We start from the raw sequence: 19,873 nt of genomic DNA on the forward strand, positions 1-19,873 counted from the left end.
CGCGCCATCTCCGACCCCCCTCACACCGTCAGGTACGCCTCCCTGACCGCCTCGTCCGCCTCCAAGGCCGCCATCGTGCCCTCGAAGTGGATCGCACCCTTCTCGATCACGTAGGCCCGGTCCGAGACCGCGCCGGCGAAGCTCAGGTTCTGTTCCGAGAGCAGCACTGCGATGCCCTCGCCCTTCATTCGCAGCACCGCGTCGGCCATCTGCTCGACGATGACCGGGGCCAGGCCTTCCGAGGGCTCGTCGAGCAGCACCGCGTGGGGATTGCCCATCAGGGTGCGGGCGATGGTGAGCATCTGCTGCTCGCCTCCCGACATCGCGGCGGCGCGGCGGCCGCGCATCTCGGCGAGGTTGGGAAAGATCGAGAACAGCTCGTCCGGCGTCCAGGCGGCGCGTCCGTCCGCCGGCACCTTGCGGCCGACCTCCAGGTTCTCCATCACCGTGAGATCGGTGAAGATGCGCCGCTCCTCCGGCACGTAGCCGAGGCCGCGGCGGGCGACGCGAAAGGGCTCCCAGCCGGACACCGCCTGGCCCTCGAACCAGACCGTGCCGCCGGTCGGCGGCAGCACGCCCATGATGGCTTTCAGCGTCGTCGACTTGCCGGCGCCGTTGCGGCCCATCAGGGCCACGACCTCGCCGGGCCGCAGCGTCAGGGTGACGCCGAACAGCACCTGGGCCCGGCCGTAGGAAGCCGTGAGGCCGGAGACGTCGAGGAGGGCCCTCATGCCACCGCCTTCCGGCGCGCGCGCATCGCCGCCTCGGTGCCGGCCTCGCCGAGATAGACCTGCTTCACCCGCGGGTCGGCACGGATCTCCTCCGGCGTGCCGGCGGCGACGATCTCGCCGCGCACCAGCACCAGCACCCGGTCGGCATGGGCGAAGACCGCCTCCATGTCGTGCTCGGTGTAGAGGACGCCGATGCGGTTCGTCCGCGCCACCTCGGCGGTGAGCGCCATCAGCCCCGAGCGCTCCCGCGGCGCCATGCCGGCGGTGGGCTCGTCCATCAGCAGGAGCTTCGGGCGCGAGGCGAGCGCGACCGCCAGCTCCACCCGCTTCACGTCGCCGTAGGCCAGTTCCGAGACCGACCGCTCGGCGTCGGTGCGCATCCCGACGCCGGCCAGCAGCGACAGCGCCTCGTCGCGGTAGAGGGCGCTCGCGTCCCGGAAGAGGCCGCGCGAGCGGCCGTGATGCGACAGCAGCGCCATCTGGACGTTCTCCGCCACCGTCATCGACACGAAGGTCTGGGCGACCTGGAAGGTACGCCCGACGCCGGCCTTCCCGATCGCCCGGGCCGGCAACCCGGCGATCGACCGCCCGTCGAGGGCGATGGTGCCGGAATCGGGGCGGAGCTGCCCACCCACCATGTTGAAGGTGGTGGACTTGCCGGCCCCGTTCGGCCCGATGATCGCCAGCATCTCGCCGGCGGCCAGCGTGAAGGACACGTCCTTGGCGGCGGCGACGCCGCCGAAGCGCTTGGTCAGGCCCTCGACGACGAGGAGAGTCATGCCGAGGCCTCCACGGGCTTGGGGCCCGGCATGCGGCCGCGCAGGGCCTCGGCGGCGCCGGCCAGCCCCCGCGGGAAGGCGAGCACCGTCGCGATGATCGCCATCCCCAGCAGCAGGCGCCAGAACTCGGTCAGCGGCATCACCGCGTCCTTCAGCGCGTGGAAGAAGGCAGCGCCGACGAGCGGGCCCATCACGGTCTGGATGCCGCCGACCAGAACCATCACCAGGAAGTCGATCGAGAGCGGGATGCCGGTCAGCGTCGGGTCGATCGAACCCTTCATGAAGGCGTAGAGCCCACCGGCGAGCCCGGCCGCGGCGCCCGCAAGGGTGAAGGCGAGCCAGCGATGGGTGCGCACGTCGAGGCCGATCGCCTCCGCCCGCGTGGCGGAATCGCGCGCCGCCCGCAACGTGTAGCCGAAGGGCGCGTAGATCACCCGGCGCAAGAGGACGATTGCGCCGAGCGACAGGGCGGCGACGAGGTAGAAGTAGGTGGTGCGGCCCGAGGCCCAGGCCGAGGGCCAGACCCCGACGACGCCGTTGTCGCCCCCCGTCACCTCGACCCACTGGAAGCAGATCGCGTAGACGATCTGCCCGAAGGCCAGCGTCAGCATCGCGAGGTAGATGCCCGATAGCCGGACGATGAAATAGCCGAACAGGGCTGCGCCGAGTCCCGCGGCGAGCGGCGCCGCCAGCAGTGCCAGTTCCATCGGCGCCTTGAACGGCCCGGTGACGAGAAGCCCCGCCGCATAGGCGCCGAGGCCGAAATAGGCCGCGTGCCCGAACGAGACGAGGCCGCCGACCCCGACCAGGAATTGCAGCGAGAAGGCGGCGAGCGCGAAGATCAGGATCTCGGTCGCGACCTTCACCTTGTAGGCGTCGCCGATAAGCGGCACCGCCAGGAGCGCGACGATCGCGAGCCCCGCGAGTGCGGCTTCCGCCGGGCGGAAGCGGCGCAGACCCGGGATGCCCTCCGGCGGCATCACCCGGCCCGAGCCGGCGTCCGGCCGGCCGAACAGACCCCAGGGCTTGACCACCAGCACCACCGCCATCAGGGCGAAGACCAGGACCAGCGTCACCTTCGGGAAGATCAGGATGCCGAAGGCCTGGAGCTGGCCGATGATCAGCGCGGCCACGAAGGCGCCCGGCACCGAGCCCATGCCGCCGATCACCGTGACCACGAAGGCGTCGGTGATGACCGAGAGGTCCATGTGGGCGTTGGCGGGGATGCGCGGGATCTGAAGCGCGCCGCCGAGCCCCGCGAGGCTGGCGCCGAGGAACAGCGTCAGGGTGAAGAGCCGCGCCTGGTTGACCCCGAGCGCGCCGACCATCTCGCGATCCTGGGTCGCGGCCCGGATCAGCACCCCGAAGCGGGTGCGGTGCATGAGGAGCCAGAGGAGACCCAGCACCAGGGGGCCGACCGCGATCAGCACCAGCTCGTAGGCCGGAAAGCGCTGCCCCAGGATCTCGACGCCGTGGCGGAGCGACGGCGCGCGCGGGCCGGCGATGTCGACCGGTCCCCAGATCTTGAGCACCAGGTCCTCGACGATCAGCACGACGCCGAAGGTGGCGAGCAGCTGGAACAGCTCCGGCACGCGGTAGATGCGGCGGAGCAGCAGTACCTCGACGGCGACGCCGACGACACCGACGAGGAGGGCGGAGAGCAGCACCCCGAGGAAGAACGCGGCCGGCGAGTAGGAGAGGTCGAGGAGTCGCGGCACGATCGTGACCGCGATGTACGCCCCCAGCATGTAGAACGAGCCGTGGGCGAAGTTCACGATCCGGGTGACGCCGAACACGATCGTCAGCCCGGAGGCGATCACGAACAGCGACGAGGCGCTGGCGAGCCCGGACAGTGCCTGGAGGACGAGGAAGGACGGGTCCATGGGGCCTTTCGCTCCGGCGCGTGTCGGGAGATCAGGCCTTGCGGGCCGCCTTCACCTCGGCCTCGGGGAACATGTAGTTCGCCCCGTCGGCGTAGCGCACATTCTTCATCGTGCCCTGGCGGCCGTTCAGCGCCGTCTCGCCGATCCAGGCGCCGAGCGTCGACTGATGGTCGAGCGCCCGCATCGTCACCGGGCCGGCGATGGTCTGCGAGGTCAGGCCTTCCAGCGCCGCGATCATCGCCTCGGTCTCGGTCGAGCCGGCCTTCTCCAGCATGTCGCGGATCATGCCGACGACGACGTAGCCGAGGAGCGAGCCGAGGCGCGGCGTGTCGTTGAACCGGGCCCGGTAGGCGGTCACGAACTCCTTGTGGCCGTTGGTGTCGATGGTCTCCCAGGGATAGCCGGTGGTGACCCAGCCCTCCGGCGTCTCGTCGCCGAGCGGGATCATGTATTCCGGCTCGCCGGTGAGCAGGCTCGCGACGGTGCGCTTCTCGAACAGGCCGCGGGTGTTGCCCTCGCGCACGAAGGCCGTGAGGTCGGCGCCGAACAGCACGTTGAACAGGCCGTCGGCCTTCATCTGCGACAGGGCGCCGACGGTGGCGCCGGCATCGACCTTGCCCAAAGCCGGGAATTGCTCGCCCACCACCTCGAAGCCCGGCACGGCGGCAGCCATCAGGCGCTTGAAGTTGGCGGCGGCCGACTGGCCGTACTCGTAGTTCGGCGCCACGATCGCCCAGCGCTTGACGCCGCGGTCCTTCACCGCCTCCACCAGCATGCGGGTCTGCATGTAGGTGTTGGGTCGCACCCGGAAGGTGTACCGGTTGCCGCTGCCCATGGTGAGCGCGTCGGTCAGCGGCTCGGTGGCGAGGAACAGGGCCTTGCGCTGGTTGGCGAAATCCGCCACCGCGAGGCCCACGTTGGACAGGAAGGTGCCGCACAGGAAGGCGACGTTCTCGCGCGTCAGCAGCTCCTCGGCGACACGGGTCGCGTCGCCCGGCGTCGAGCCGTCGTCGCGAAACACGATCTCGATCGGGCGGCCGCCGAGCGCCTTGATGCCGCCGGCCTTGTTGACGGTATCCTGGGCAAGCTGCATGGCATTGCGGTAGGGTACCGCGAAGGCGGCCATGCGCCCGTAGGAATTCAGCTCGCCGATCCGGATCGGCCCCGTTCCCTGTCCAGCGCCCTGAGCCGGCGCCCGGGACGCCGCGAGGCTCAAGGGGGCGGCAGCGAGGCCGCCGAGAACCGTGCGGCGCGACGGAGGCAGCAACGTCCCGTTGCGGGTCGACATCTCATCGCGGGTCGACGTCTCGTCGCGGGTCGACATGGCGAGAACCTCCGTCCGGTCCCGGCGCGACTCTGAGCCGCCGGAATGCAGTTTCGTTCGTCTACGAACGATAGAGATCCACGATACTTGCCTCGTGCCGGGACGCAAGGGTCAAGTCTGCGGAAAATCCGGGCGGCGTCTGTCGCACGAGCGTGCAATCGCGCGCCCGTCGGAGCATTGTCCGGCGACGTGGATGCCGGTTCGCCGCTGGTAATGCCGCACAATCGAGAACCCAGGCAAAAACCCGGGGTAGCGTCCGGTCGTAACGCGACCGGGCACGGCCCCAAGGCATTCCGGGTCTAGAAGCCGGCCTCGCGGGCGAGCCAGGCGTCGAGGGCGCGCTCGCGCTCGGCCTCGATCATCGCGGCGATCCAGGCCGCCTGCTCGATGCGCGCGGTCTCGCCCGCATCCTCGTCGCGATCGGGTGAGTGCTGCATCGCGCGTCTCCGTTCCTCGTCGCCGTCGATGGTCGTCGTCGAGAACAAAATAGGAACATGTGCGATGGGCGGCAAGGGACGCGATGTGTGGAAAGTGGGGACCTTGGCCGGACCGCCGCGCGTTGCCGCCTCACGACACCTCGGAGAAGGACACAAGCCATGCGTTCGACCCTGCTCGCCCTCGCCGCCACCGTCGCGATGACGGGCGCCGCCCTGGCCCAGACCGGCGTTCCCGGCTCGGCCGAGAACAACATGAACAATCCCGGCAGCGTGAAGAGCAACGCCGAGAAGGGCATGCCCGAGCGCGGCATGACCACCGGCACGGTGATGCCGGCCGCGCCCGGCGCCACCACCCGCACCGACGACCTGCCGAGCCACAGCGGCGGCAACGCCGCGGCGACGAGCCCGGCCAACCGGGCCCGCTGAGCGGACTTGCGTCGGTAGAGCAACGCTTCGTCCGCTCAGACCCTTGTTCGTCGCAGGATCGGCAACCGATTTTGCAAAATCCACTTGGATTAGCGCCCGATCGCGTTGCCATCGAACGCTGCTCTGGATCTTCGATCTTGCCGCATCGTCCGCGACGAACCGGTTTCCGCTTCGTTGGAAAATGCTCTCAGAGCATCCGGAGCGACGGGGTGCATCCCGCCCCGTTCCCTCGCTCGGGCTCTCAAGCCCGGGCGAGGGCCAACGACCCGTCATCCATCGCGATGAAGCGGATGCCGCCCCGGCGCAGGGCCGCCACCGCCTTGTGGCGGGATTCGTCGATCTTCCCCTCGGCATCGTCCTCGAGGCGCCGCACCGTCGAGAGCGACAGGCCGCTCGCCGCGGCAAGCGCCGCCATGGACCAGTCGAGCATTGCCCGCGCCGCCCGCAGGTGCCGCGCCCGCACGCCCTGTTCGAGGGCCCGGCGCACCCGGCCGTCCTCCGGCGCTCCGCTCGCGTGGACCGGCTCCCCGGACTCGTGGACCGGGTACTTCATCCCCGCCCGGCCGATGTAGCGCCCCGCCCCGTCCCAGAGCGGAATCCCGATGATGCGGAAACGCCAGACCTCGCCGGTGGCCAAGCGCTCGCGCGAGGTCCCCTGGAACCGCACCTGCGGGTCATGGACGCTCATGGCCCGGTCGCGGAACGCCGCGCGCTCCTCGGGCAGGACCATGATGAACGGATCCGTGTTGATCTCGTGCAGGGGCAGGCCGTGCACCCGCGCCACCTCGGCGGGAAAGTCGTGGAGGCGGTCCGCGCTCACCGCGTAGGTCGAGGTATAGGTGCTCAGGTAGAGGGCGTGGCGCCGGCGCTGCTCGGCCGCCTGCATCCGCCGCAACCGTTCCTGCTCGGTGACGTCGAGGACGATCCCGCTCACCGCGAGCGGCCGGCCCTCCGGCGAGACGCGCAGCTCGGACAGGATCGACACATGGCGCAGCTCGCCGCTCGGACGGATCAGCCGGACGACGGCCGTCGGCGGTACGTAGCCCTGCACGACCTCGCCCGGGCTCGCCAGCCTCATCCGGTCCTCGGGATGCAGCAGGTCGACGAGCAGGTCGTAGCTCGCCGTTCCGCCGGACGGATTCAGCCCGAGGAGCCGAAACAGGCCGGGTGACCAACGCTGCTCGCCGGAGGCGAAGGACCAGCTCCAGAATCCGGCAAATCCACATTCCTCGATCAGATGCAGGAAGGTCGCGGAGCAGGACTTCAGGTCGGCGGCATTCATGCGTGAGACGTTCGGAACGATCGATTCATCCGGGACGGTCGATCCCGCCCCCTCCCTAGACCATTCGGCCCGGCCCGCGAGCCGTCCCGGCTGCATCTCACGGTTAGGACGAGCCACGAATCCGCGATCGTCGTCGCGCGCAGGGCGGTCGGGGCGGCTCGACTTCGCCGTTCACATCTTCGCCACGGCGATCGAGCCGTCCTCCATGGCGATGAAGCGGATCCCGGCCTTGCGCAGGGCATCCACCGCCTTGTGGCGGGAGCGGGAGCCCTGGCCCTCCGCCTCCTCCTCCAGGCGCCGCACCGTCGAGAGCGACAGGCCGCCCGCTTCGGCCAGCGTCGACATCGACCACGCGAGCAGGCCGCGCGCCGCGCGCAGGTGCTGGCCCCGCACCGATTGCTCGAGGCCGAGCCGCACGCCGTTATCCGCGAAGGCGCCGATCGCGGTTCCGGGCACGCCGGAGGCGTGGATCGGATACTTCATCCCGGCCCATCCGACGTAATCCCCGGTGCTGCTCCAGACCGGGACGCCGAGGAGGCGGAACCGGACGAGCTCGCCGCTGGCGAGGCGCTCGCGCGAGATCGCCTGGAAATGCAAGCGGCGGTCATGGCGCTCCCAGCCGCGGTCACGCAGGGCGGCGCGCTCATCCGGCACGACCATGAGGAACGGATCGACCTGAAGCTCGTCCTGGGACAGGCCGTGGACCTGCGCCACCTCGGCGGGAAATTCGTGGACGAGGTCCGGGCCGACGAAGAACGAGGCCGTGTAGGAGGTCAGGTAGAGCGCCTGGCGTCGGCGCTCGTCGGCGAGCTGCAGCTGCCGCAGTCGCTCGCGGTCGGTGACGTCGAGGGCGACCCCGTTCACCGCGAGGGGCCGGCCCTCCGGGGAAACGTGCAGCTCGGACAGGACCGAGAGGGTGCGCATCTCGCCGGAGGGCCGGATCACCCGCACGATCGCCTGCGGCAGGACAACCCCCTGCGCGACCATGCCCGGAGAGGCCATCTGCGCCTGGTCTTCCGGATGCACGAGGTCGAGGAAGAGACCGTAGGAGGGGGGGGCCAGGTCCGACCTGAGCCCGAGGAGCCGGAAGAGACCCGGCGACCAGCGTTGCTCGCCCGATTCGAACGACCAGTGCCAGCTCCCTGCGAAGCCGCACTCCTCGACCGTATACATCAAATTGTTTGAGAATATATTCCGGGTCGCAGAATCCATACGCGCGACGATCGACCTTTTGAGTTGCGACGTCCGACCTTATGAGATTTCGTCGTCGGCTCAAGGCACCCGTTAGTCGATCTCACCGTTAGAGGGGCCGCTCCCGCGGGGAGCGGCCGGAGCGATCATTTGCCGTCGGCGAATGCGGAGGCTCGGGCCCGGGCGGCGACCTGCTCGGGCGTCGGTGGATTCACCGGGTGGTGGCTGAGGCAGAGCGGCGTGCGCAGCTTGGCCGGCTTCCCCGAGCCCTCGGTGGCGAAGTAGAACTCGCCCGCGCCGAGCCGGCCGATGTCGGGTGCCGCCCCGCCGCTCGCCGCCATGATCTCCTGCGCCGCCGCGATCGTGGCCGGAGCGCTCTGGCGGCCGAAGAACTGGGTGGTGCAGTTCGACACGATCTGGTTGTGGATGCCCTTCGGTACCTGCGTCGCCACGATCATGCCGAGGCCGTATTTGCGCCCCTGCGCCACCAGCTTGATGCCGCTGCCGAGGCTCGGCGGCGTGCGCCCCGAGGGCAGGAAGGTCTGCGCCTCGTCGACGACGTAGAGCAGGCCGCGGGGCGCCGGATGCGCCTTGATCCAGCCGAACAACGCCATCTGCAGCCGGTTGACGAAGTCCTCCCGCGCCGCTTCCGAGGCGAGGCCCGACAGGTTGACGACCGAGATCCGGGTGCGGCTCGGGTCCGGGCCGTGGAACAGCCGGGCGGGATCGAGTACCGCTCCCTCGACCCGCAGGAGCGGGTTGGTGGCGACCGCCGCCAGGAGCTGGTCCGCCATGGCGGCGGCGAGTTTCTGGGCGTTGCCGATCTGGCTGATGCCGTCCGGCAGGTCGGCGAGCAGGCCGGTGAAATGGGCGAGCGTGCCGCCGTCCCGGGCCGCGAAGGCCCGCAGGGCATCGGCCAGCACGCCGCGCTGAAGCGTCCTGGTGGCGCCGGCGAGCGGTCCCAGGGTCTCGGCCGCCATCTCGATCGCCTGCGCCCGCTCGTCGCGGTCGTCGCTGGCCGCGAGGTCCGGCATCACCGACAGGAAGAGCGGGTTGCCGGCATGCAGCCCCGGCGTCCACACCACCACCTCGACCCGCTCGGCGTAACGCGCCGCCTTGCGGTCGTCCTCCGGGGTGAACCGCTCCGGCCGCTCCGGCCAGGGATCGCCGAGGCGCGACAGGTCGTTGTTCGGATCGACCACGATCGCCGGGATACCGGCGAGCGCCGCCTCCTCGACCAGGCGGCGCAGCAGCACGGTCTTGCCCGAGCCGGAGCCGGCGATGATCGCGGTGTGGCGGGGCAGCAGCCGCAGCGGCAGGGCGACCGGCGGCGCGTCCGGGGCGAGGCGGTGGCCGACCGGGATGGCGTCGGGAGCCGGGGCGAGGGCGGACGGCGCCGCGGCGGGCGGCGGGGGCACGGGAGACGCGACCTCGGCGTGCGGTCGTGCGGCCGGTCGGGATGCCGCGGAGGCCTCGGCCGGGCGCGCCTCCAAGGCGCGGGTCGCGGCCGTGCGGGTCTCCGGCCCGCTCCGCAGAGCGGGGGCTGCCGGCTCGTCGGGGTGGGCGGGGGCCGGATCGGCCGCCATCCTCGGCTGCCGGGGCGGCAGCGGCGGCAGGGGCACGCGCCCGCGCCGCGGATGCGCCGGCTCCGCCGCCGTCCCGTCCCCCGGCAGGCCCGCTTCGCGGAAGAACCGGGTCCCGCGCACCGGCAGGGTGTCGCGCATCCAGCGCTCGAACCGGTCCATCTTCCCGTCCCGGATCGCCCGGTCGCGCAAGCTGCGCAGGGCGACGAAGGTGCGCAGGTCGTCGTCCGACGGGTCGATCAGCTTGCCGCCGGCGGCCAGGAACCGGTCGACCAGGGCGTCGGTCTTGGCCCCGGCCGGCACGGGTCCGCGGCGCACCAGCAGCAATTCGCGCCCCGGGATCTTCGTCGAGATGCCCGACGCGGTCAGCGCCGCCCGCAGGCGGGCCTGGAAGGCGATCGGGTGCGCCTGGAGCAGCGCGCGGTAGCAGACGTGACGCTCGCGGTCGTTCTCGTCGCGGTGGAGGAAGGTCAGCCGTCCATGCAGCGGCGGCAGGCGCTGCTCCGGCTCGCCCTTGCTCACCACGTCGACGGCGTCGTCGGGATCGTCCTCGAGGGCATAGAGGTCGAAGGCGGCCCGCAGCAGCTCGCCGAGCCCGCCCTCCTCGTCGTCGAGGATGCCGGAGATGTCGGCGACGCGGCGCTCGGCGTCGAGGTCGAAGGGCGGCTCGGCCGCGTGCGGCGGCGGCGTGAGGCCGGGCTCCACGAGGTCGTGGCAGAGAGCCACCCTCTCCTGCGCCAGGCAGTCGCGGCGGAAGGCGTCGCAGCGCATCAGCAGCGTGCGCGGCCGCATCGCGGCGTCGGAGGCGGCCCGGATCGCCGCCTCGCTGAACGGCCAGGTCGGGAAGGGCGGTGCGAAGCCGGCATCGGCATAGGCGGGGGCGAGCCGGCTGCGAATGAGTGCCGCGGCCGCGGCCGCCTCGTTCAGGCCTTCCAAAATGAGGGGTGGGTCGAAGCGATCGAAGGCGGATTTCAGCCCGCGCTCTTGCAGCCGGTGCCAGGAATCGCTCAGGCAAGTGACCAAGGTCATGCCCCGGCCGGCGCCGTCATGCAGCTCCATCAGGCCCGCCGCCAGCATCTCGGCGAGGCCGGGACCGGCGTCGAAATCGTCGTCGAGGCTCAGGCGGGTCGCGTCGACCACGCCGTCGATCTGGTCGACGGCGACGAGGGTCGGGCCGCTGAGTCCCATGATCCAGGCCATGCCGCGCACCAGGTCGATCGGGGCGGGAGGCGGCGTCGTGAAGCCGAGGCCGGCGCGGGCGGCCGGATCGGCCTCGTAGCCCTGGAGCCAGGCATGGGCGAGCCCGACGGCGGCGAGGTCCTGCGAGCGCAGCAGGCACAGCGCGCGAAAGACGTCCTGGTGCTTGAGCGCCCGGCCCGTATCGACGTGCATCAGCGCCCGGACGAGGAGGTCGACGATCCGCCTCGTGTCGATGTTGGGCGTATTGAACGCCTGCTCGACCTGCTCCTCGACCCGGAAGCGGCGGGCGACCCCGGCCAGCACCGCGTCGGACTGGCGCCGCCCGTCCGGCATCGGATGCATCATGGCGGTGAGGTAGCTCAGCGCCGCGCTGCGCCAGAAATCGGTGAGCCCGAGCACGTCGAGGAGCACGAACCAGCCGCCGGTCGCCCAGACCTCGCCCCGGATCTGGCCGACGAGATGGGTCTTGCCGATGCCCGGCTCGCCGACCAGCACCCGGCCGCGGGGGCGGGCGCCCGCACCCTGGGCATGGAGCGCGTCGAGGATCTTGGGGATCAGGGCCTCGTTGGGGGCGCCGGTCGGCTCGGCGTCGAGCCAGACGCTGTCGAGGGTCCGCACCCAGTCGAAGTTGACGCGGCGCAGGGCGTCGAGGGCGTCGTTCATGCCAGGATCGCTCATGCCTGGATCCAGATCTCGTGGAAAGGTTCGCCGGCCGGGCTGAAGGCGGCCGCGCGCTCGGCGGCGTCGAGGGCCTTCGGATCGCTGATCCGGGTGAGCCGCATCGTCTCGTCGCGGCGCAGGATCGCCGCCAGCCCGGCATCGACGGTGGCGCGGTCGAGGTCGGAGAGCGCGGCCCGCAGGGCGCTGAGGCGCACGGGCCTCGCTGTCTGCCCACCGGTGCAGGCGAGGTAGGCCGCCTCGATCCGGGCACGGAGCCGGCGCGGCGTCGGCCCGCGGGGCGCCCTCGAAGCGGACGATCGGGTCGTCTTCTCCGGCGGCGCCCGCTCGGGGGCGGGGCCGACGAACTCGGCGAGGGTCGCACCGGTGGCGTCGAGGTGGTGGTGGAGGCGCGTCAGCCAGTCCTGCAGCACCCGCTGGGGCGGGGGCAGGGGATCGCGCAGGTGGCCGCCGGCCCAGTGCCAGCCCTTGTCGGTCACGGTCAGGCGCGAGGAGCGGCCCTCCTTCTCGACCGCGAGCAGCCCGGCCCTCACCAGGGCGTCACGCGCGGGCTTCTTCGGCGCGATCTCGCTGTTGAGGGCGGTGCCATGCCGGCCGAGCAGGCGCCAGAGGATCAGCGCCTGAGCCGGCGTCGGCGTCTCGCTCATCGAATCGGGTCTCCGGCGGGAACGGGACGGCGCAGCCGGACGACCCGACGGATCTTCTCGACCGCGAGGGGCAGGTCGTCCGCGACCTGTTCGTTGGTGAGGCGCAGCACGAGGTAGCCGGCGACCAGCAACTCGTAGTCGCGGTGACGGTCCTGGCCGAATTTCGGGTTGCCCTGGTGCTCCGGCCCGTCGATCTCGACGACGACGCGGTGCTCACGGCACAGGAGGTCGACCCGCGGTTGCCGGCCGTCGCCCTCCACCCGCACCACTTCGTTGCCGACGAACAGGCCGGCGAGCTCCGGGTCCCGCGCGAGCGCCGCCTCGATCCGTTGCTCGCTCGGGCTGGCCGGGTGCGCCCGCGAGCGCGACGGGATGAAGCGCGCGGCCGCAGGGCTCGGGGAGCGGCCGATCTCGCAGGCGCCGTAGAGGATGCGGTCGTAGGGCGGGGCATCGGGGGGCGGCGCCGGCAAAGCCAGGATGCAGGCGGCGCCGTGCCCGGCACACCATTCCAACGCCTCGATCACCGGGGCGGCCTGGGCCGGCGCCGCCGGATCGACCTCCGCCACCAGGATCACGCTGCCGGGATCCACCGCCTGCAGCAGCTGCCCGAATTCGAGCGCCGGCGCCGCCCGCCGGAACCGAGGCGGCTGCCCGGCCGCCGCGAACGCCGCCGCGGCCTTGAGCCAGGGGCCGGAGGTGCCGGGCGCGGTCCCGTCCCGACCCGGCCAGTCCGGCCAGCGGGCGAGGGCCAGCTCGGCGAGGTCGTCGAGCAGGCGGTCGATCACGCCCCGGGCGTGGCGCAGGTCCCCGGCGGCGACGAGCAGCACGCCCCGCCCGATCTCGCCCGCCGCCAGCACCGCGCCGACATCGTCGCGGGTGAGGCCGATCACCGCCAGCCGCTCCCCGGGCCCGAGCCCGGCGACGCGCTCCGCGAACGCGTTCGGCGTCAGGCGGAGCCGCCCGGTGGCTGTGCTTTCTCCGGACCTGCGCAAGACGAGACCGCATCCCCGGGATTGGCCGACGACGCGGTGTGCGTTCCACGGCTGCTGGCCGGGGATATCCAGCACAGGTTGCCGGCCTTGGCCAGGGGGTTGTGGGGCCGGCGGCGGTGGAAGGGGGCTTTTCGTCATGCGGGGCGGAAGAGGGGACGCCGCTTCCGGAGGGGGCGCACGCGTTACGGAGGGCGCCGCTGGATCAGCGCCGCGCTCCCCGCTCCCGGCCCGCTTCGCAGGCCACCCTCCGCCGCGGAAGGGGGAGTGTTTGCGGTCGGGGCGCGCCTCTCGCTTACGTCACGACCGACGGCTCGGTCCGGCCGGTCCGCTGCGCGATGCCGGCGATCGCCTCGGCCGCGGCCACGACCGGGGCCAGCATCTCGGCGGTGGGCGCGTCGAGGCGGTCCTTCGAGAAGCGCTCGAGATAGACCCGCAGCGTCGCCCCGACGGTGCCGGTGCCCGAGAGGCGAAACACCACGCGCGCATCCTCGCGGAACAGGATCCGCACGCCCTGGCGCGCCGTCACCGAGCCGTCGACCGGGTCGGTATAGGCGAAGTCGTCCGCGGCCTCGACCGTGAGGTCCCCGATCCGCTGCCCCGGCAGGCCGGCGAGCTTTTCGCGCAGAGCCGTCATCAGGCCCTCGGCGGCGGCGCTCTCGACCTCCTCGTAGTCGTGGCGGGCGTAGTAGTCGCGGCCGAACAAACCCCAGTGGTCGCGCACCACCCGGTCGGCGGGCTTGCCCGTCGCGGCGAGCAGGTTGAGCCAGAGCAGCACCGCCCAGAGCCCGTCCTTCTCGCGGACGTGATTCGAGCCGGTGCCGGCGCTCTCCTCGCCGCAGAGGGTGATCCGCCCGGCATCGAGCAGGTTGCCGAAGAACTTCCAGCCGGTCGGGGTCTCGAAGGCCGGGATCCCGAGAGCGGCGGCGACCCGGTCGGCGGCGCGGCTCGTCGGCATCGAGCGGGCGACGCCCGACAGTCCATCCTTGTACCCGGGCGCCAGATGGGCGTGGGCGGCGAGGATCGCCAGGCTGTCGCTCGGGGTGACGAAGAGGTGGGGCGCCACGATCATGTTGCGGTCGCCGTCGCCGTCGGAGGCCGCGCCGAAATCGGGGGCGTCCGGGCCGGTCATCTCCGCCATCAGGTCGTGGGCGTGGACCGGGTTCGGGTCCGGGTGGTGGCCTCCGAAATCGGGCAGCGGCTCAGCATTGACCACCGTGCCGGCCGGCGCGCCGAGGCGCCGCTCCAGGATCTCCACGGCGTAGGGGCCGGTCACGGCGCTCATCGCGTCGAAGCGCATCCGGAAGCCGGAGCGGAACAGGGCCGCGACGGCCGGGAAGTCGATCAGCGTCTCCATCAGCGCGGCGTAATCCGCCACCGGATCGATCACCGTGACGATGGCCTCGCCGAGGCGTACGTCGCCGAGCGTGTCGAGGTCGATGTCGGCGGCCTCGACGATGCGGTACTCGGTGATCGCCTTGGTGCGGGCAAAGATCGCCTCGGTCACCGGCTCGGGCGCCGGGCCGCCGTTGCGGCCGTTGAACTTGATGCCGAAATCGCCCTCGGGCCCGCCCGGGTTGTGGCTGGCGGAGAGCACCACGCCGCCGATCGCGCCGTATTTCCGGATCACGCAGGAGGCTGCCGGGGTCGAGAGCAGGCCGCCGCGGCCGACCAGGATGCGCGAGAAGCCGTTGGCTGCCGCGATCCTGAGCGTCGTCTGCACCACCTCGCGGTTGAGGAAGCGCCCGTCGCCGCCGACCACCAGGGTGGAGCCGGCCCGGTCGGGCAGGCAGTCGACGATTGCCTGCACGAAGTTCTCGACGTAACGGGGCTGGCGGAAGACCGGCACCTTCTTGCGCAGGCCCGAGGTACCGGGCTTCTGGTCGGGGAAGGGCTGCGTGGCGACGGCCTTGACGGTCATGGGGTCTCGTCCCGGTAGGGCTTTCCGGGGCCGGACGGCCCCTCCAGCCCGGCTTATGCCGCCTCGCGCCGCCGCCTGCCAGTCCGCAGGCGCGCTTTACGCTGCATCCTCCGCCGCCGGGGCCGTACCGGCCGTGAGGTGGTGGAAGGTGCCGATCGGCGCCGGCCGGCCGAGGAGGTAGCCTTGCGCCTCGTGGCAGTTCTCGGCCCCCAGGAAGGCGAGCTCCGCCGAGGTCTCGACGCCCTCCGCCAGGACCGGCAGGCCGAGGCCCCGCCCCAGACCCAGCACCGTGCGCACGATGGTGGCGGCCTGCTCGCTCGAATCGACCGAGCGGGTGAAGGAGGCGTCGATCTTGATCTTGTCGAACGGGAAGGCGCGCAGGTTCGACAGCGACGAGTAGCCGGTGCCGAAATCGTCCATCGCGATCCGCACCCCCAGCGCCTTGATCCGCCGCAGGGTGGCGAGCGCCCGCGGCAGGTCGCGGATCAGCGCCGTCTCGGTGATCTCGAGTTCGAGCCGGGCCGGCGAGAGGCCGGTGGTGAACAGGACCTCGTGGACCAGCTCCGAGAAGCCGGGGGCATGGACCTGCACCGCCGAGACGTTGACGGCGATGCGCAGGGGCTTTTCCCAGGTGGCCGCCTCGCGGCAGGTCTCGCGCAGGACCCACTCGCCGATGGCGAGGATGCTCCCGGTCTCCTCGGCGATCGGGATGAACAGGTTCGGCGGCACGGTGCCGCGCTCCGGGTGCTGCCAGCGCAGCAGCGCCTCGAAGCCGACCGCCTCGCCGCTGTCGATGCGGGTCTGGGGCTGGTAGAACACCCGCAGCTCGCCGCGCTCGACGGCGTGGCGCAGATCGTGCTCGATCTGGCGCCGCTCGCGCACCTGCAGCCCCATCCGCGCCTCGTAGAAGCGCAGGCGGCCGCGGCCCTCCTGCTTGGCGCGATAGAGGGCGGTGTCGGCCTGGACCATCAGGGTCTCGGGATCGTCGCCGTCATGCGGGAAGAGCGCGATGCCGAGGCTCGCGGCCGCGATCGCCCCGGCCGGTCCGGCCTCGGCCCGGCGCAGAGCCGCCAGGATCGTCTCGCCCAGGGTCTCGGCCGCGGCGGCGTCGAGGTTCGGCGCCAGGACGGCGAACTCGTCGCCGCCGAGCCGCGCCAGCATCTGGCCGGGGCCGAGCGCGCCGGTGATCGCCGCGCAGACCGTCCGCAGCAGGGCGTCGCCGGCGGCGTGGCCGAACAGGTCGTTGACCTCCTTGAAGCGGTCGAGGTCGGCGCACAGGACGGCGAGCGTCCGGCCGGCGGCGCGGGCGAGCGCGATCTCCTGCGCCAGCCGGTCGTTGAAGCTGGTGCGGTTCGGCGCGCCGGTGAGGGCGTCGTGATGGGCGAGGTAGGCGATGCGCGCCTCGGCGCGCTTGCGCGCCCGGAGGTCGCGGACCGCGAGCGCGGCGTGGGGTCGGCCGGCGAAGTCGATGACGCGGCGGATCACCTCGACCGGGATCGGGCTGCCGTCGGCCCGGCGCAGCTGGGCCTCCGGCGCCTCGGCCTCGGCGGGGCCCGGGGCGGCCGCATCGTCCAGGAAGTCCGACAGGGACGCGCCGGTCAGCGCCTCGGCCGGGCGGCCGACGAGGTCGGCGAAGCTGTCGTTGACGGTGACGATGCGGTCGTCGTCGCAGACGACCAGCCCCTCGACGGCGGCGTTGGCGAGGCCGCGCATCCGCTCGCCTTCGAGGACCGACCGGCGCTCGTCGCGCAGGTGCAGCCACAGGCCGGCGAAGGCCAGGACCAGGATCGTGACGCTGGCGAGCGCCACCGCCACCGCCAGGATCTCCGCCGGCACCGCGGTGCCGGACGGGGCGACCGATGGGTCCGGCACGATCACGGCGGCGGTCATCGCGGTGAAGTGCAGGCCGCAGATGCCGGCGACCATCAGGAGCGCCCCGGTGAGTTTCATCCGGACCGAGCCGTCGCGCAGGGTGGCGGCGAGCGCCAGGCTCCCGAGCCCGGCCCCGGCGGCGAGCGCCGCCGTCACCAGGCCGGCATCCCAGATGACCCGCCCGGCGACCTCGAAGGCCGCCATGCCGGTGAAGTGCATGGCGCCGACGCCGAGACCGATCTGCGCCCCCCCGAGCCAGGCGGCGCCGGGCAGGCCCGGCCGCAGGGCGATCCAGAAGCCTGCCGCCGTCATGACGACGCCGATCACCAGGGACAGGCCGGTCAGGCCGAGATCGTAGGCGGTGGGAATGCCGGCCGAGAAGGCCAGCATGGCGATGAAATGCGTCGCCCAGATCCCGGTCCCGCCGGCCATGGCGGCGATGAGGAGCCAGAGCCGGCGCAGCCGGCCGTCGCTCACGCGGGCGTGATCGAGGAGCGTTAGGCTGGTCGCTGCGGCCAGGTTGCATACAACTGCCGCGAGTAAAACCAACTTGAGATCGTGATTTCCGACAATGCAATTGTAGAGGGCAGTCACAATTTGCCTCTGGCGCTCGGGCTCTCCGTGCCTCTGTAAGTGCCGGAACAGAGGCTAACATCCATGCGACAGCTTCGCCGTTCCAGGTCTTTCCAGCGAGCGTAGTGAACGTGGGTTTAATTCCTATTCGCAAGATGTCCTGACGTCATGCTGCGGCAGCTCCCTGCGCCCCGCCCCTTGGCAGCCGGCCGTCCCGTCCGATATCCGGCGGACGGACGAAACGGATGCGAGCGCGATGCAGAACGACGAGCCGGGCGCGACAGCGCAGCCGACGCTGGACGAGGACACGATCGCCTTCGCCGGCCGGGTGTTCCAGTATGCCCGCCTCGGCCACCACGTGGAGCTGGCCGAGCTGCTCGGGATGGGCCTGCCGCCCAACCTGCGCAACGACAAGGGCGACACGCTCCTGATGCTGGCGGCCTATCACGGCCACGCCGAGACGGTCGGCGTGCTGATGGCGCACGAGGCCGACCCGGAGATCGGCAACGACCGCGGCCAGACCCCGCTCGCCGCGGCGGCCTTCAAGGGCACGATGCCGGTGGTGCTCGCCCTCCTCGACGGCGGGGCCGCGATCGACGGCGCCGGGCCGGACGGGCGCACTGCCCTGATGACCGCGGCGATGTTCAACCGGGTCGAGATGGTGGAGACGCTGCTCGCCCGCGGCGCGGATCCGGGCCTCCGCGACGCCGGCGGCCACACCGCCGAGACCGCCGCCCGGGCGATGAACGCGCCGGATACGCCGGAGGTGCTGGCGCGGGCGACCAAGGGGTGAGGCCCTGTCCGATGTCTCGACCTGTCGATCCGGCGCATGGGCCGACGCCTCTCGATCGACGTCGGCGTGCAAGCAGGCTTCCGCCCGCTAAACTCCCGGCGGCACCGGCTTCGCCACCAGCCCGCGGCGCGCCTCGATCGTCTGCCAGGCCATCAGCCCCGGCAGGCCCAGCACCACGTCCGGCACCCGCTTGACCAGCGACAAGGCGAGCGCGGTGTGCGGATCGATGCCGAACAGGCCGCCGAGGAGCACGAAGCCGCCCTCCTGCACGCCGAGCCCGCTCGGGACCGGGAAGGCGGCGGACTTGATCGCCTGGCTCAAGGATTCGAGCACCACCGCCTCGGAGAGGGTCACCCCCTCGATGCCGATGCAGCGCAGCGCGATCCAGATCTCGAGCGCGCCGAGGAACCAGGCGACGAGGTGGAGTAGGACGCCCTGGCTCAAGGGCAGCCACCGCCGGCGGTCCCAGACCGCGTCGAGGGCCGCCTGCACGCCGCCGCCGGCCGGGGCCGCACCCTCGGCCGCGAAGCGCCGGGCGAGCGCGGTCACCCGCCGCTCGACGAAGGCGGCGCCGCCGTAGCGCTGCACCGCGAAGAAGGCGGCCAGCACGAGGCCGGTCAGAACCAGCCCCTTGGTGCACCAGGCCGCCAGCGTCGCCGCCTCCTCGCCCTCGATCTGCGACAGCAGTACCACGCCGGTCAGCGCGAACAGGGCCTGGGTGACGACCTGGAAGAACATGTCGACCAGGATGCCGGCGGCGCTCGCCGCGCCGGTGACGCCCCAGAAGGTGAGGAGGCGCGCGCCCAGCACCTCGCCGCCGACCGAGGCGACCGGCAGAAGCACGTTGACGCCCTCGCGGACGAAGCGCAGCACCACGAACGGCCCGGTGCCGACGGTCACGAGCCCGGCGAGGACGCGGTCCCAGGCAAGGCCGCACAGGGCGATGATCGCGATCCGGACCAGCACCACGGCGACGATGCCGGGGATCCCGACCCGCCCGAAAGCATCCGCCACCGCGCCGACGTCGTTGGCGGCGACGAGCCACAATGCCAGCCCTACGCCGAACGCCGCCCCGAGGAGCGGCACCCGCCGCAGCAGGCGCCGGCCGAGGCTCGGCCGCGCCGCGAGGGTCGGCGCCGTCACGGCCCCTCTGCCCGCACGGGTAGAAGGGCGTCGAGCATCGCCGCGGGGTCGAGGGCGGGATCCAGCACCAGCAGCCGGCCGGCGCCGAGGGAGCCGGCGGTGGCGAGGGTCAGGCTGCGCTTCGGGCACAGGCCCAGGCACCCGGTCTCGACCACCCGGACCTTGCGGCCGCGGCGGTCCGCCTTGAGGGCGCGCTTCAGCCCGCCCCGGACCGCCTTGGCGCCGACGCCCTGCCGCTTGGCGCACTTGGCGCACACCATCACGATCTCGGCGAAGGGGGCAGCCGCCGCCTTCGCGGGCCCGCGTTTCGTCACCGGCGCCTTGCTCACCGCATCCCCGCCTCTCGCTCGCGTCCGACTCTCACGCCGGAGTTAACCTCCGGCCGGGTCGGGTGCAACGCGGCATGACGCGGTGTCGGATG

At 72.1% G+C, this 19,873-nt stretch carries 16 protein-coding genes; 2 read left to right on the top strand and 14 right to left on the bottom strand.

The features are described from left to right. Positions 1-20 precede the first annotated feature (20 nt). From G4G93_RS18690 to G4G93_RS18710, 5 genes are all read right to left on the bottom strand, one after another. Positions 21-731, bottom strand: coding sequence for an ABC transporter ATP-binding protein (locus G4G93_RS18690; RefSeq protein ID WP_165086225.1), 711 nt, complete (start codon positions 729-731; stop codon positions 21-23). Continuing rightward, on the bottom strand, positions 728-1,510 hold the full coding sequence (locus tag G4G93_RS18695) for an ABC transporter ATP-binding protein (RefSeq protein WP_165086226.1): 783 nt from the start codon (positions 1,508-1,510) through the stop codon (positions 728-730). The genes G4G93_RS18690 and G4G93_RS18695 overlap by 4 nt, the downstream gene beginning before the upstream one ends. After that, complete coding sequence (locus tag G4G93_RS18700) at positions 1,507-3,393, bottom strand: ABC transporter permease (RefSeq protein ID WP_165086227.1); 1,887 nt, start codon at positions 3,391-3,393, stop codon at positions 1,507-1,509. Before G4G93_RS18700 ends, G4G93_RS18695 begins: the two co-directional genes overlap by 4 nt. 31 nt (positions 3,394-3,424) lie before the next feature. After that, positions 3,425-4,681 carry an ABC transporter substrate-binding protein gene (locus tag G4G93_RS18705; RefSeq protein WP_165086357.1) on the bottom strand — a complete coding sequence of 419 codons (1,257 nt, stop codon included), beginning with the start codon at positions 4,679-4,681 and terminating at the stop codon, positions 3,425-3,427. Between the two features lie 335 nt (positions 4,682-5,016). Beyond that, a complete protein-coding gene (locus G4G93_RS18710; protein ID WP_165086228.1) occupies positions 5,017-5,154 on the bottom strand; it encodes a hypothetical protein in 138 nt (45 codons plus the stop codon). A gap of 159 nt (positions 5,155-5,313) precedes the next feature. Between G4G93_RS18710 and G4G93_RS18715 the strand changes: the two genes are divergently transcribed. Then, complete coding sequence (locus G4G93_RS18715) at positions 5,314-5,580, top strand: hypothetical protein (RefSeq protein ID WP_165086102.1); 267 nt, start codon at positions 5,314-5,316, stop codon at positions 5,578-5,580. A gap of 241 nt (positions 5,581-5,821) precedes the next feature. Here the strand turns inward: G4G93_RS18715 and G4G93_RS18720 are convergent, their stop codons facing one another. The 7 genes from G4G93_RS18720 to G4G93_RS18750 form a co-directional block, all read right to left on the bottom strand. Next, complete coding sequence (locus tag G4G93_RS18720; protein WP_165086229.1) at positions 5,822-6,862, bottom strand: histidine kinase; 1,041 nt, start codon at positions 6,860-6,862, stop codon at positions 5,822-5,824. 171 nt (positions 6,863-7,033) lie between these two features. Next, positions 7,034-8,035, bottom strand: a complete 1,002-nt coding sequence (locus G4G93_RS18725) for a PAS domain-containing protein (protein WP_165086230.1) — start codon at positions 8,033-8,035, stop codon at positions 7,034-7,036. 164 nt (positions 8,036-8,199) lie between these two features. Beyond that, positions 8,200-11,514, bottom strand: coding sequence for an ATP-binding protein (locus G4G93_RS18730; RefSeq protein WP_246736871.1), 3,315 nt, complete (start codon positions 11,512-11,514; stop codon positions 8,200-8,202). After that, on the bottom strand, positions 11,511-12,161 hold the full coding sequence (locus tag G4G93_RS18735; protein WP_165086231.1) for a hypothetical protein: 651 nt from the start codon (positions 12,159-12,161) through the stop codon (positions 11,511-11,513). Before G4G93_RS18735 ends, G4G93_RS18730 begins: the two co-directional genes overlap by 4 nt. Further along, positions 12,158-13,153, bottom strand: coding sequence for an endonuclease domain-containing protein (locus tag G4G93_RS18740; RefSeq protein WP_246736872.1), 996 nt, complete (start codon positions 13,151-13,153; stop codon positions 12,158-12,160). The genes G4G93_RS18735 and G4G93_RS18740 overlap by 4 nt, the downstream gene beginning before the upstream one ends. Positions 13,154-13,445: 292 nt before the next feature. Continuing rightward, complete coding sequence (locus tag G4G93_RS18745; RefSeq protein ID WP_165086233.1) at positions 13,446-15,071, bottom strand: alpha-D-glucose phosphate-specific phosphoglucomutase; 1,626 nt, start codon at positions 15,069-15,071, stop codon at positions 13,446-13,448. Positions 15,072-15,167: 96 nt separating this feature from the next. After that, positions 15,168-17,537: an EAL domain-containing protein gene (locus tag G4G93_RS18750; protein WP_165086234.1), complete on the bottom strand. Its 2,370-nt coding sequence runs from the start codon at positions 17,535-17,537 to the stop codon at positions 15,168-15,170. Positions 17,538-17,772: 235 nt separating this feature from the next. Here G4G93_RS18750 and G4G93_RS18755 point away from each other — a divergent pair, with 235 nt between their 5' ends. Then, positions 17,773-18,309 carry an ankyrin repeat domain-containing protein gene (locus G4G93_RS18755; protein ID WP_165086235.1) on the top strand — a complete coding sequence of 179 codons (537 nt, stop codon included), beginning with the start codon at positions 17,773-17,775 and terminating at the stop codon, positions 18,307-18,309. 87 nt (positions 18,310-18,396) lie between these two features. On the opposite strand, the gene G4G93_RS18760 is transcribed toward G4G93_RS18755, so the two are convergent. After that, complete coding sequence (locus tag G4G93_RS18760) at positions 18,397-19,452, bottom strand: lysylphosphatidylglycerol synthase domain-containing protein (protein ID WP_312892108.1); 1,056 nt, start codon at positions 19,450-19,452, stop codon at positions 18,397-18,399. Beyond that, positions 19,449-19,781, bottom strand: a complete 333-nt coding sequence (locus G4G93_RS18765; protein WP_165086236.1) for a (2Fe-2S) ferredoxin domain-containing protein — start codon at positions 19,779-19,781, stop codon at positions 19,449-19,451. Before G4G93_RS18765 ends, G4G93_RS18760 begins: the two co-directional genes overlap by 4 nt. Positions 19,782-19,873 lie beyond the last annotated feature (92 nt).

Source organism: Methylobacterium sp. DB0501, assembly GCF_011043735.1.
In the GTDB taxonomy this organism is placed as follows: Bacteria; Pseudomonadota; Alphaproteobacteria; order Rhizobiales; family Beijerinckiaceae; genus Methylobacterium; species Methylobacterium alsaeris.

Bases quoted from the DNA above. Each gene is read 5' to 3' on its own strand.
- G4G93_RS18700 (WP_165086227.1), bottom strand. From the start codon at position 3,393: ATGGACCCGTCCTTCCTCGTCCTCCAGGCACTGTCCGGGCTCGCCAGC.
- G4G93_RS18730 (WP_246736871.1), bottom strand. From the start codon at position 11,514: ATGAGCGATCCTGGCATGAACGACGCCCTCGACGCCCTGCGCCGCGTC.
- G4G93_RS18695 (WP_165086226.1), bottom strand. From the start codon at position 1,510: ATGACTCTCCTCGTCGTCGAGGGCCTGACCAAGCGCTTCGGCGGCGTC.
- G4G93_RS18720 (WP_165086229.1), bottom strand. From the start codon at position 6,862: ATGAATGCCGCCGACCTGAAGTCCTGCTCCGCGACCTTCCTGCATCTG.
- G4G93_RS18690 (WP_165086225.1), bottom strand. From the start codon at position 731: ATGAGGGCCCTCCTCGACGTCTCCGGCCTCACGGCTTCCTACGGCCGG.
- G4G93_RS18725 (WP_165086230.1), bottom strand. From the start codon at position 8,035: ATGTATACGGTCGAGGAGTGCGGCTTCGCAGGGAGCTGGCACTGGTCG.
- G4G93_RS18735 (WP_165086231.1), bottom strand. From the start codon at position 12,161: ATGAGCGAGACGCCGACGCCGGCTCAGGCGCTGATCCTCTGGCGCCTG.
- G4G93_RS18755 (WP_165086235.1), top strand. From the start codon at position 17,773: ATGCAGAACGACGAGCCGGGCGCGACAGCGCAGCCGACGCTGGACGAG.
- G4G93_RS18710 (WP_165086228.1), bottom strand. From the start codon at position 5,154: ATGCAGCACTCACCCGATCGCGACGAGGATGCGGGCGAGACCGCGCGC.
- G4G93_RS18745 (WP_165086233.1), bottom strand. From the start codon at position 15,071: ATGACCGTCAAGGCCGTCGCCACGCAGCCCTTCCCCGACCAGAAGCCC.
- G4G93_RS18705 (WP_165086357.1), bottom strand. From the start codon at position 4,681: ATGTCGACCCGCAACGGGACGTTGCTGCCTCCGTCGCGCCGCACGGTT.
- G4G93_RS18715 (WP_165086102.1), top strand. From the start codon at position 5,314: ATGCGTTCGACCCTGCTCGCCCTCGCCGCCACCGTCGCGATGACGGGC.